This window comes from Larkinella arboricola, from assembly GCF_003259745.1.
In the GTDB taxonomy this organism is placed as follows: domain Bacteria; phylum Bacteroidota; class Bacteroidia; order Cytophagales; family Spirosomataceae; genus Larkinella; species Larkinella arboricola.
This window is the reverse complement of sequence record NZ_QLMC01000006.1, coordinates 352,164-364,308: the sequence shown is the minus strand read 5'-3', so window position 1 is coordinate 364,308 and position 12,145 is coordinate 352,164. Positions and strand designations below refer to the sequence as shown.

Annotated in this window: 9 protein-coding genes; all 9 read right to left on the bottom strand. The window is 51.5% G+C overall.

Annotated features, from left to right (window positions below):
- Positions 1–12: 12 nt before the first annotated feature.
- Entirely contained in the window at positions 13–1,203 is a 1,191-nt protein-coding gene (locus LX87_RS23655; protein ID WP_111630769.1) for a lipase family protein, read from the bottom strand.
- A gap of 423 nt (positions 1,204–1,626) precedes the next feature.
- A complete protein-coding gene (locus LX87_RS23645) occupies positions 1,627–2,646 on the bottom strand; it encodes a carboxylesterase family protein (protein ID WP_111630767.1) in 1,020 nt (339 codons plus the stop codon).
- Between the two features lie 22 nt (positions 2,647–2,668).
- Positions 2,669–3,019: an MliC family protein gene (locus LX87_RS23640; protein ID WP_111630766.1), complete on the bottom strand. Its 351-nt coding sequence runs from the start codon at positions 3,017–3,019 to the stop codon at positions 2,669–2,671.
- A gap of 447 nt (positions 3,020–3,466) precedes the next feature.
- The gene (locus tag LX87_RS23635; RefSeq protein WP_111630765.1) at positions 3,467–5,092 is read right to left on the bottom strand and encodes an FAD-dependent monooxygenase; all 1,626 of its coding nucleotides are present in this window, start codon (positions 5,090–5,092) and stop codon (positions 3,467–3,469) included.
- Between the two features lie 272 nt (positions 5,093–5,364).
- On the bottom strand, positions 5,365–6,750 hold the full coding sequence (locus LX87_RS23630; RefSeq protein WP_111630764.1) for an insecticidal delta-endotoxin domain-containing protein: 1,386 nt from the start codon (positions 6,748–6,750) through the stop codon (positions 5,365–5,367).
- A gap of 321 nt (positions 6,751–7,071) precedes the next feature.
- Positions 7,072–7,704: a response regulator transcription factor gene (locus LX87_RS23625; RefSeq protein ID WP_211325364.1), complete on the bottom strand. Its 633-nt coding sequence runs from the start codon at positions 7,702–7,704 to the stop codon at positions 7,072–7,074.
- 118 nt (positions 7,705–7,822) lie between these two features.
- A complete protein-coding gene (locus LX87_RS23620; RefSeq protein ID WP_111630762.1) occupies positions 7,823–9,493 on the bottom strand; it encodes a sensor histidine kinase in 1,671 nt (556 codons plus the stop codon).
- Entirely contained in the window at positions 9,385–10,764 is a 1,380-nt protein-coding gene (locus LX87_RS23615; protein ID WP_146624541.1) for a ligand-binding sensor domain-containing protein, read from the bottom strand. Before LX87_RS23615 ends, LX87_RS23620 begins: the two co-directional genes overlap by 109 nt.
- A 910-nt stretch (positions 10,765–11,674) precedes the next feature.
- The gene (locus tag LX87_RS28615; RefSeq protein ID WP_146624540.1) at positions 11,675–12,058 is read right to left on the bottom strand and encodes a hypothetical protein; all 384 of its coding nucleotides are present in this window, start codon (positions 12,056–12,058) and stop codon (positions 11,675–11,677) included.
- Between the last annotated feature and the right edge of the window lie 87 nt (positions 12,059–12,145).

Below are 12,145 nucleotides of genomic sequence, written 5' to 3'. Positions count from 1 at the left end.
TTTATGCGGAAATTAATTTGAGAGGACATCCATAATCGATTGAGGAAATTCGAAGGCGTCCTTGTAATAAGCCAGCACATGTTGATACTTAGCTTCCTTGAAAAAACTACCCGACCCATCCGCATACACATTCGCTCGGCCCTGGAAGACAAACTCCCGCTCAGGAGCAATGCGCTGATACGTTTTCTGATCGATAATCGCTTTTAGCCCATTAAACGCTAACTGGTCTTTGAGCGGTAACCCAAACCCCTGGTTACCACCCGGATTGAAAGGGGGGGCGTTTTTGTACAGCGACGGAATCTTTTCAAACATATCTTTCTGCCAGCTATGGGGAACAATGTCGTACTCGTTGATGACCGAGTGGTAGCCCTTACCAAATTTCTGGGCGGCATAAATGGCAAACTCCTTATTGCCCGGCGTCGGTCCGGCAATCGGATAGACGCTTATGGTAATGTTGGTGTAGCCCATCTGTTCTGTCCACTCGATGCATTTGAGGGCCATCAGGGGCGAGAGGGCTCCGCCCAGACTATGGCCTGTAAAGGCCACCTCAGTGGGACCGGCATCGCCCAGTGTGGCCAGAAACTCGAGTAGAGTTTTTCCGGTGGCCCCGTCTCGCATCGAGCTGAGGATATTGAAGCCCACGGCGCTGCCCGCGCTGATTTTACCACTAGCGGGAGCGCCCCAGTCCTTTTCTTCGAGTACATTGAAATCTTCTAAGATTGCGCCTTTTCGCGATACCGCATTCGTACCTGCTATGGCCACCACATGTATAGTTTTGCCCGTGGCCAGGTCGGTGCCTCGGGCCACATACATCGTATTGTCTGTAACGAAACTGTCGACTGCGCTGGTGCTGGATTTCTTTCGGCTGTTGGAAATTTCCGGCCCCCAAACGACCTGCCAGTCGGTGCCAATATAGGCCCGCACGTCGGCGTTGTTTTGCAGGAGATCATTTATCTTTAGCGTATTCTGTCTTAACTCCTCCTGCGATGCAGCTATGAGATCATAGTTGACATTGGAAAGCATACACAGCAGGGCAATCTGTTTGTGGGTATCGGTTAGGGATGTTTCTTTGACCGGCGGCAGCCGATGGTCGTCGCTACAGGCCGCCAGGGTGATGACCCCCAGAAGAATCACTGCGACCGAATATGGGAGCCCTCCCAGAAGTCGGGGTGAAATCGGCTTCGCATGTACAGGAATTTTCATTGGTTTACCTAGTTGAAAAATGTGAATGAATACTGACAAATGGGTTGGGTAATGAGTGCCCCGGCTCTGAATGGGCGCTTCGTTCTGACTAACTTGACCCGATGGCGGAACAAAGGGGCGTCCCCACAAAGTGGCCATTTTAGTGGTATTCTGGTGATGCCTCCGGATCATCGGAATTACTCAGCAGGAGCGTTGGAATAACCCACAGGAGGGGATGGCTCTGAATGTAATGCTGGGTGTTCTGTACTATGATGAACGTAGGGCTTCCCCGGGTTTAAACCATCGATTTGTAGATCCTTCTGCTTTTGGGCCGTATCCCACAACTCCTCGACGGGCAGCTCCGTCTCAATGAGCTCAACGGGCCTACCGCCATCATTAATGATGGCCACTTTGTTTAGTCAATGGAGTGGCTAAAACCTTGCTTTAGTTGGGCTGTAATTTTTTAAACAACTCCTTTGGGGTCAGTAACATCATCGGTTTGATCGTTGGATCTTTAAACGAAACGTCTACTTGGTAAGGCTTACGCTGCACGACAAACTGATTGAGAAAATCCAGGATGATGGGCAAATGATCAATCATGGGCAGAACCGATACTTCATGACCCAATCCTTCGGCCCGGTAAATGTAGTAGGGATATCCGTTTGCTTTGAAGGTTCGGGCAAGCGAAGAGGACCCAAACAGGCCCCGGTTGAGAAAGCGAACCTGCTCATAAGGGACCATTTTATCCGCCGTGCCATGAAACAGCAGCGTTGGTGCCGGAGGAACTTTAAATTTTACGGCCCCATCGACGCTGAAAATGGCCCCTGAAAAAGCGACAATGCCCGCATAGTTAAACCCCACCGGTAGGTTCTGGGCGGATGGCTTGTTGTTTCGACGACCATACTCCGCTTCCAGAACCGTGATAGCCCCCGAGCTGGAGCCCGACAGAATGATTCGATCTGGATCAAGGCCCAGCTGTCCGGCATGATCGATGATCCAGGCAGTGGCATCATAGACATCCTCTACAGCCATCGCAATGGCTTTCTGCAGGGGCGCAATGTTATATTTAGACAGGTTCTTAACCCCTTTCAAACCCAGCCGGTAGGACATGGAAATAACCACATAGTCATGGGCCAGCAGGCTGTTGAAATAGTTGTTATACAGGCTATCATCCCGCCGACCCGCGATAAAGGCTCCGCCGAAGACAAAGAGCACACACGGTTTTTTCCCTGCCGTCAGGCTATCGCCGGTGCGGTAAACGTCCAGCATCAACGGGGTTGAATCTTTGGTGGCGTAGGTAAAACTCTGCTTACGGGCTGCTGTGCTAATGGGATCGAGGTGGCGAAGCGAGTCGATGCCCAGCGGTACCGTTTGAGGGAAGGCATCCCATGCGTTCCCCAAAAAAAGAAAACACATCAGCCCTAAAAGCTGCAAAGCCGGGTTTGAATGGCAAGTCGTTAGCATGGGTAAAGCTCAGAGCCCGGTATCACGGATTACTGAAGACAATTTTATCTCCTTTTTTGAGTGTCATCGTACCCTGATGTTCGGTGTATTCGTACTCGGCGTTACGGTATTTTATTCCCGCAGCCAGCGTGTCCTGCTTTAGGTGAATTACTTCCCCCGCTAGCACGAACGTAGCGGTACGATTAGCGTTGTTGTATGCCATCGCCAGTTTGATACCCTGGCTGTTGGTGAGCGTGTCTCGCAGGATGGAATCCGCCGTAGGTTGCTCCGCTGCGGTTTGACCTGGCGGTTGCTTGCCGGTTTCCTCAGAAGACTGGCAGGCATATATGGCTACACTAAGAAATAGGTTCAGGGTGAATAGGATTGATTTCATGGTGGAATAAGTTACTAGTTCTAGGTTTTAACTTTATGAGTAAGGGATAACTCTCGCTGTCTTACATGGGTAAGCTGAAATCAACAGCGCGGTAAGGCTTACTGGCTGGTGTTTTCAGCGAGCGCTTGACGCTGATCAATGGCGATTCCGGCGAATCAACATTCCTGGCTTTTGCCTTGGTTACGGGCTTTACAGCTAGTTAAGTAGCTCCCTTGGAGCCGGTAGGATACGAATCCCACCGACATCAGCCTACTACCAGTTGCTGCCGTAACCACTTTGATACAACGCCTTACCGATCACCAGCAGCACGATTACTATGACAGTAAAAAAGCCAACGACAAGCCGTATAGCGTCTTCAACAGGTTGATTCATTTTCTTAAGACATTTGATGCATTTGAAAATGGCTAGCCCGCCAGCGCCCTGGCGCCAGGCTGATTAATACTCTACTCAATGGGTTGCGAATAGCTTCTGCAGATAGAAGAAGAGATGGTTGTTGTTTAAGCCTGTTCCACACCAGCTGATGTAACCATCGGGTCTGATCAGCCAACTGGATTCGTTTGGTGAGCTGTAGGTAGGGGCAAATGAACCATCGGGGTCATACACCCAGGTGATCTGGGGGAAATAACTTATCCCCTCCGCTTGTGGGCTGATGACGACAATCCGCAGATACAAACCAAGGTCTTCCCCAAACTCGTCTCGTAAGCGTGCGGCTAATGCATGCAGATCATCCAGGCTGCCTTGTGTGGGCTCTGGCAGATTAAGCAATAAGACGTGGGCTGTTCCCCGCAGGACATCAAAGAGACGAAAGGGATACCCCACCCCCTGCCGCCGTAAACCCGGACAATCCGGTGCCCGATCACCGGGCTGCAGTGCCGATGACCAATTCGCATCCGAAACCGGCTCAACCCAGGGACTATGGCGGTAAGAAACCGTCAGCTGCGTATCGGCCAGCTTATCCGTTTTAAAGCCAGCGGCTCCCGTGTTCATCGAAGCCCGAACCGATCGCTCGATGACGTTTTCGGCCTCCTGCCGCCGTTCCATCGTATAGCTCTCCAGCAGACTCATCGGTGACTTACCTCTTAGCACCAGAGCCAGCTTCCAGGCCAGATTATAGGCATCCTGAATACCGGTATTCATACCCTGCCCACCGGTAGGAGGATGAATGTGTGCCGCATCACCGGCCAGGAAGACCCGGCCCGCCTGATAGGAACGGGCCAGACGCATGCTGATCCGGAATATAGAAGACCACCGTAGGTCACTTAACCGAATGGGTTCCCCCACCAGTTGATCCGCTTTAGCCTGAAGTAATTCCAGACCGGGTGCTGCTCGTTCAGACTGAATCCCATGATCCGTACCGGCTCGGTCTGGGGTTGAATCTGTTGGTGCCAGCATCGAGACCCGGTACCGATTAGGCTCCGGTAAGGGGATGGCCACAAAAAATTCGGGAGCGGCATGGGTTGCGGGCTGGATCGACTGGAATGCGTAGCCACGGGGCAGTTGCCAGTCCATCTGCACATCGCCCAGCATGAACTCAAAAGGCATCATCTCCCCTTCGAAGTCGATACCGGCGGCCTGGCGAACGAAACTATGCGCACCATCACAACCCACTACATAGCGAAACTGCGTTTCTTCCGTCTTGCCATCCGCTGATTCCAACCGGACACAAACCGTTTTATCATCCTGCGTTAATGACGTGAGAGTAACCCCCCGCTCAACGGAGATACCGAAGGACGCCAAATGCCGGGTCAGTATGCTTTCGGTCAAAGGCTGTGGAATGCTCAGCGAAGTGTGGGCATACGGGAACTGGCTCAAATCCTCACGATAAGTCTGGGCGGGTCTACCGGCAATGGTTACTCGCCGGCCACTGATCCAGATTCCGGCGTCCATCGTATCGCGCAGGATGCCCATATCCTCCCAGACCTCGAGGGTTCGGGTGGTCACGCCCAGGGCCCGGCAGTAGGGAGATGGTTGAGGAAGGGCGTCTATGATTCGGCAGGGAACACCGTGCCGGGCCAGTTCGGCAGCCATGACCAGACCCACAGGTCCGGCACCTACGACAAGAACAGAATGCATTATGAGTAGTTAGAGATTCTTAAGATTGATTAACAGCCATCAGCAGCCTACCCCAGACTAAAATGGCCGGGCCTATTGCCCGGGCCATGGATCAATATGCGTTTCGGTGTGAATAAGGCAGGCTATTTGAGCGCTTCAGCGCGCGCTTTAACCGAGCCCCAATACGCCTGACGAACCGCCATTAACTCGTCGGTGATCAGACCCACCGGTATGGCAAGGTTAGGGTAGGCTTTGGGGAAAAGCAGCCACTGATTGTTGGTTGGGGCTTTTTACTAAGGGCGCGAGAAGCGCTTAAATCCAAACACGATGCAGTTGGCGTATTGCCCTAACGATTCATTGACTCCGTCAATATAAATACTCGACAGCGCATAATTATCATACCCGACATTTACTCGGAATTGTCCTAATTTCTGGCCCAGCTGCGGAGACAGGATGGGTGTAGTTCCGGAGTAGCCCAAAGTGAACTGAAGCGTGTTGATAACCATAGTCAAGTTGTAATTTCCAGGATAGTCATAGGACACTGAAACACCAAGAATCGGCTCGTTCGCCGATGGGTAAAATGTGTTCGGATTGCCACTCTTATTATCACCCATCCGGGACGTTGTCGTAACCCCACCGGGTCCGCCACCGGCTGGGTAGGTTAGCTGAACCGCACCAATGTCCTTGTTGCCCCATACGACTACCTGAGTAGGAAACTGGGTTGCCTGTGACGGTAAAGCGAAGGCTGGGGTATTACGATCGACATTTACTCTGTTGCCATACGGGTCCGAGTAAATTTCGCGGGTAAACAGGGCTGTTGGCGCTCCATTGGGATATGCGGTAACATCATAATAGGTCCAGGAATCCATATAATCAAGAACCAGCATCGTCATCTGGCGGTTATAGGCGTTGGTGGACCGAAAAGGCTCGACCTTCGCATCATCCCGCTCAATTTTTGCCACGTTCGTTCTGCCGTTATTATACCAGGTAGTGGTATAATCGTGAGCACCAGTGATATACTTTTGCAATCTTGTCCTAAGATCGCTGATGTTAGCATCGGTCATCCCCCAGCTTGTCCCATTAAGTACACCAGAACCTGGCTTGGTAGGGAGTAATGGATCGCGTAAGATCGATAGATACATGTTGACAAACTGCGCATACAAGGGCAACAGCATCACCTCGTACCCAGCTGTCGTGAAACTACTTTCACTATTAACAAAAAGTTCTGTAACAGTTATCCATTGACTGTTTATCCCCGCTGGTGTACTGCTTTTGATTGCCTGCAGATAATCTAGCATATTTTGCTTCAAGGAATCCAACTTGCCTGTTGCCTGGTTAAAGACTAAGGTATTGAGTTTTTGGTTTATTAACTGGTCAACCTGGTCTTTGATTTGGTTCCATGGGCTATTGCCGGAGTTGGGCCAAAAGATGTCAACCAAAGGCTCAATGAATTCACCGGCTTCGGGAATCATTCCAAGCCCTGTCGTGACGGCTTTTTTTACTGCCTCATTCCAATCCATATTTGCGTCACCTAAAAGCGGAGGTGTATTGGGACCAGGAAAGTTGTGATCTTTCATGCAGCTTTGTAATAGCGATGAGGAAAGAAGTAAACCCCCTGCTCCCAATGCTGAGCGTTCCAGAAATTTCCGGCGAGTAGTCAGAATAGTTTGTAAAGACATAACTTTTGTGTTTATATTGATTGAGAACGTTGATTGGTTGTGAGCGGCCAGCAAAACGGAGCCACGTGGTTTTTAAGAGGATACCTTTTGACAATAAAGACTTTCCCAAGCCTATTTATTACCTTCCGTTTCGGTTTAATAAATCAGAATAAGCGTGTATTATCTGTGCGGCTTCCGGCAGATAAAGAATGATGTGGATATCGTCGTCTTGTGGCTACTTCCGGTGTAGCCCTGAAAGAACGTCACAAAATTAGGGGGCCAACAAAAGGGGGGCAATGACGTAAATACACTATTTATTGACCTGCCCGACAGCTTCTGGTTCTAGATAATGTTTTTTTGGATGGCGGTGACCACCGCTTCCGATACGCTATGCACGTGCAGCTTTTCGTATATACGGCTAATATGGTTGTTCACGGTATGGACGGAAATAAACAGTTTGGCCGCAATCATTTTTTGGCTTAAGCCATTGACTAATTCGGTCAGTACTTCGATTTCTCGTTTGGAAAGGTCATACGTTTCCGTATTTCGTTTGGAGCGTTTGCTGAAATATTCTAGTACCCGCCGGGCGATAGAGGCCGTCATGGGCGCGCCCCCATTCACAACTTCATGAATGGCTTCAATTAGCCTGTCATTGGAAGCCTGTTTTAAGATGTACCCATGGGCCCCGGCGGTTAAACAGTTGAATATATTTTCGTCGTCTTCAAAAACCGTTTGGATAATTATGTAAGTGCTGGGAAAATAGCGCTGTAGTAGTTTCACGCCTTCAATGCCGTCGACATTAGGCATGTGAATATCCATAAGCGTAACATCGGGTGGATTGCCTTTAAGGTTGTCCACCAGGTTGCGGCAATCCCCGAAGCTCCCACTGCAGTGCATATCCGGTTGAAGACTAATGAGCAACTCCAACGCTTCGCGCCTGCCTTTGTGATCTTCGAACACCGCTACCTTAATCATGGTCATCTGGTCGATTTTAACTGGTTTTCACTCCGCTCGAAATGGTCGCAAACTTAGCGGCTACAAACTCATGGGGCAATAGCTTATTTACACTAAATTCGTTAGCCAATACGATGCATCAAAAGCTCAGCTGAAGCGTGGTTCCTTTACCAGGCTCAGAAACGATGCGTAGGGTACCTTTCAAGGCCCGGGCACGGTAGTTCATATTACTTAGACCGTTCCCCTGGCTGCCAACGGCGTTTAGCTCAAAGCCCAGACCGTCATCACGAATGAGCAGATCAATTGTTAAATTCCGTAGATGGACATTGATCCATACGTTTCTGCCATTCGCGTATTTGGCAATGTTGTTTAGGGCTTCCTTGTAAATAAGGTAAAAGTCGCGTCTCTTTTCCATGTCTAGCTTCGTGCGGTGCAGATTTTCGTCAAAATCAAAATGCAGCGTGTATCCTTTGGCCTCCAGGAGTTGGAAAGCATCTTCGCGCATCCGGCTGAACACCTTCTCGAAGGCATCATTCCTGGTATTGATACTCCAGACAATATCGTTCATCGATCCCATAACGTGATTCGCCTGTTCAGCAATTTTCACTAACAGGGGTTCACTTGTAAAGGTGGATGTTCCTGGCTGTTGAAGCGCTATTTTTGAATAGATGGCAATGGTACTGAGGGAGGAGCCAACCTCATCGTGCAAATCTCGGGCGATATCATTCCTAAGATGCTGAAGTTTGAGTACCTGCGCTAACCGGTAGCGGTATAGCCCGTACATAGCCGATAGAGACGCCAGGCTGACCAGCAGATAAAACCACCAGGTGCCCCACCAGGGTGGCGTGATCTGGATGCGCAGGGTTTTGACCAGCGGGCTCCAGTTGCCCAACGCATCAGCGGCATTGACCCGAAACTCGTAGCTGCCAGGGTCCAGCTGGGTATAGTTAGCCACCGTCTGGTTGCCCACGTAGACCCAGTCGGCATCTACGCCACGGAGCTGGTAGCGATACTGAAGGGTAGTGGGTTTGTTGTACTGTAAACCGGCAAATTCCAGGCTCAGAAAGTTCTGGCTATAGTTTAAATATACCGTTGAGGTGGCGTTTATCGACTGCCTCAGGGGTGATCCTACCGGACGGGGTTCAACCGGCACATTGCCAATCCGTAGGGCGGTCAACGCCACGGGGATGGGCTGGGGCGAATCCTCCAGCGCCAGGGGATCAAACACCGTCATGCCGCCAGCGCCCCCGAAGGCCAGCCGCCCGTCGGGCAGTTGGGCACCGTGCTGGCGTTTGTACTCAATATCCCCAAGCCCATCGTCGGTGGTAAAGTGCCGCATCTGCCGGGTTCGGGGGTCGAGTCGGCTAATACCCTGGAAGGTACTAAACCACAATCGCTTGCGGGCGTCGGTTAGCAGGCAGTTAATGGTAGCGTTGGGAAGTCCCTGTTGTTCGGTCCAGTTCTGACAGCGCATCGTGCGGGTGTCCACCCGGCTGAGCCCCTCCTGGGTACCCACCCAGAGCACGCCGGGATCGTTGGGGTCAGCGGCCAGACACCAGACCTGATTGGAAACCAGCGAGGTGGAATCCTGGGCCTGGTAGCGCAGCTGACGCACGATGCGCCGCCTGCGAAGATCATAGGCGTATAATCCGTTAAACTCGGTGCCGATCCAAACCCAGGTACCCATGGGCTCAATATCACTTACCCGGTCAAGTACCAAAGGCCACTGGGCCAGCACCCGCCCCGTCGTATCGGTGTGAAGAATGCCTTTGAAGGGGACATACAGCCAAAGCTGGCCGGGTGATCCCATCTTAAGGGCGTTGCCACGGAATGGTGAGTTTCATTTAGGGCTAATAATCGCTGAAACTGGTGTTGAGCCGAATCAGCCCGTAACAGGCGGTATGAAGGCGCATCCATCCAGCCCGCCAGGTAGCGCATCCCTTTACTCCAGCGTAGTGTGTAAGCCATCTCATTGGACTTGATATAGTCCGGCACCTTAAGTCCCAGCTCGCCGGAGAATACATCGACCAGGTAATTGACCCGGTAGGAATACGTCCTGATGGGTAAGGCTCTCAGGTCAATCTGCTGCACGCCGTCGCCGTTGGTGCCCACCCAAAGAACGCCCGAACGGTCCAGCAGCAGCGCGTGAAAGTAGTTCTGATAATCGATGCGGGAGGCCGTCCATAGGGGCGTAATCCGGTCGTCGGGGGTCAACCGGTAAACTGTCATGCCGTAGGTAAAGTAGACATTGCCATCGAGTGCACTGTGCAACACGCCGACTAGCGTTGACAGCTTGTCAGGAATGGGGATGGTCCGGAAACGGTGGGTGCGGGGAGAGAAAGCGACTAACTGGCCGGGAGCCACCGTTAACAATTCGCCGTTAGCGCGTCGGGCAACCGGAATGCCAGAGTAGGTTTCGACGGCTCCTTGCTGCCCTAATGGGGCAAAGGGCCAGGCGTGGAACTGACCCTTCTGGGTGTTGAGCTGGGCCATTCCGCCCGCAAACGGCGCATAGATACGATGCGGTGTGGAGTCGAGCAGCAGATGATTCCCGGCAAAAACACTGTTCGGTAGGAATTGGTCGGGTAAAGAATAGCTTGTGATTCGATCCTGTCGGGGGGAATAATGGATCAATTGCCGTTCCCATCGCCCCCAGAAGTGCCGTTCATCAGAAGTTAATAGAACATTGCTCACATGGGCATGGTCCTGATCGAGCCGTTGTTGAGTGAGCAAGTTTCTGAACTGTTCGGTTTGGGGGTTAAATAGCTGAATGATACCCGTCTCTACTTGCACCAGCAGGGTGCTGTCCGAGACCACCTGGAGCGAAGTGATCACATTATTGGCTAATGAATTGGGGTTTCGAATCTGATGGCGAAAGAGCTTGAAGCGTCGGCCGTCGAAACGGGCCAGCCCGTCGCGGGTAGCGATCCAGACGAAACCCGCCTTATCCTGCACGATGCCTGAAACATAGTATTCGGGTAAGCCCTGTTGAAGGCTCAGGTTACGGCTGGTAAAGGGCTGTGCCACCAACGGATGCATGGCCAGCATACATAGCAATATAAAGCAAAGGTTAGCGAACACGTCGTTGAGGGCTTAGGTTAATCGGCTTAAATATAATAATATGAGCCTATATCTGTGTTGGTTGCCACCGTAAGGGCCATTCTGGAGGGATAGGGTCCTTTTCTCCAGCGGCCGACAAGGCCGGTCAAGGCTGGCTTGGTGCAGCTTGGGTAGAGATAACAAGCTCGGTGACGTGGATTTGCCACAAAATGCTGGACAAATGTTTACGCAACATGAAATGAAATGGAGTCTATTTATTGAACTGGGCCAGGAGTAATGAATTGTATTTTATAACTGTCCTTATGTCAACCAAAGTTATGCTCATCACACCTTTCGTATCCATACGATTCAAACCGCGTCGGCCTTTAGGTTTGTGAGGTGAGATTATTCCAGGAATGGAGTAGCCTGCTGGTAAGCAAAACGGACCAGCACATCCTATCGCTCGGCTGGGCTACAGACCCATGGGCCGATTCAGAGGCTGGTCTGTGCCGCTTGCCAAGACTCGACCGGGTCGCCGGTGTGATAGAAATGTGGGATACAGGCCCTTTAGCAAGGTATCGAGTAAACCGCAAGCTAATCGTTCAACTCTAAAATTAGTCATAGACATTCGCTATTACATTGGTATTGACGAAGGCTACCCTAGACTGGGCTGTATTTGATGGCAAGTCCATCGTCTTGCAGACTCAGTCACCTAACTCCGAGACAGGCATCAAGGTGGCTCTCAAACTTATCAAAACCCTACCGCTCTTCAGTCCACAAACCAATATAAGCTGTTGCGAACATACGGGCATCTATAATGCCCTGATTCTTTCTCAACCTTCAGCCGCTTCATTTCCCCTGTGGTTAGAGAGCAGTCTACAAATCAAGCACTTAAGCTGGTCAAGTACTTCAAGACTTGACCAGCTTAAGTGCTTTACGCCAACGCCTATTATTAGTGCGTACCCAACCGCCCGGCGGCCCGGTCCAACAGCCCATTGATGAGCAAGCTGGCTTTGCTGACCCAACCCGCCAGAAGCAGTTGAGCAAGAACTGCCAAGCTTCGCTGTATTCTTGTCGATGGGCGTCCAGCCTTCCATCTCCAGCAGGCTGCCCAGCACTTTCCATTCCAGGGCGAACCGTACCGTCGTGCCGCCGAACTGGGAGAATAGGAGAATGCCGATGCTGGCCATGTAGCTGGCGATGGCCCGGCCACTATGGAGGTCGCAGCAACGACCGTCAGCAAGGCCAGGTAGGCATAATTAGTCCAATAGGACGCCAGCCGGAACGGACCCACAAACTGCGTTTTGGCCCCCGGACCATAAATAGAAAGAAGCATGTCGGCATAAAGGATCAGCAGAATCTCAAGGCATTCAGGGTGGTGAGAGCGGCCAGGAATCGTGCCCCCAGGTAGCTAAGCTTGCTC